Source organism: Pseudoalteromonas sp. S3178 (assembly GCF_005886985.1).
Lineage (GTDB): Bacteria > Pseudomonadota > Gammaproteobacteria > Enterobacterales > Alteromonadaceae > Pseudoalteromonas > Pseudoalteromonas carrageenovora.
Genome location: NZ_PNCW01000583.1, coordinates 1 through 319 on the forward strand (window position 1 = coordinate 1; position 319 = coordinate 319).

At 45.8% G+C, this 319-nt stretch carries 1 protein-coding gene; it reads right to left on the reverse strand.

From position 1 onward, the window contains the following. Positions 1 to 78: 78 nt before the first annotated feature. On the reverse strand, positions 79 to 319 hold a 241-nt coding region (locus tag CWC11_RS22320), incomplete at its 5' end, for an ABC transporter permease (protein WP_249330816.1).

Below are 319 nucleotides of genomic sequence, written 5' to 3' on the forward strand. Positions count from 1 at the left end.
TATAATAAAACATGTGCTGCCTTCAGTGACCGGCAAGTAATAGCGCTCTAAGGTATAGCCTCGGTTGCCCGTAGGCACCTAAATATCACACACAACCCCAACCACTTTTCTTGGCACCTCTCTGTCAGCATAGAGGGTTTGACCGATTGGATTTTCATCTTTGTACAAACGCTTAGCGAGTGAGGCTGAGAGAATTATTTCATTGTTGTCTGAGTCTGACGCTATGATTGGTGTAAACTGACTTCCTTGCTCAAGTGGCAGTGAAAGCGCAGTGAAACCGTCTTCGTCGTAAAAGGACAAACTGACGATACCGATCAGC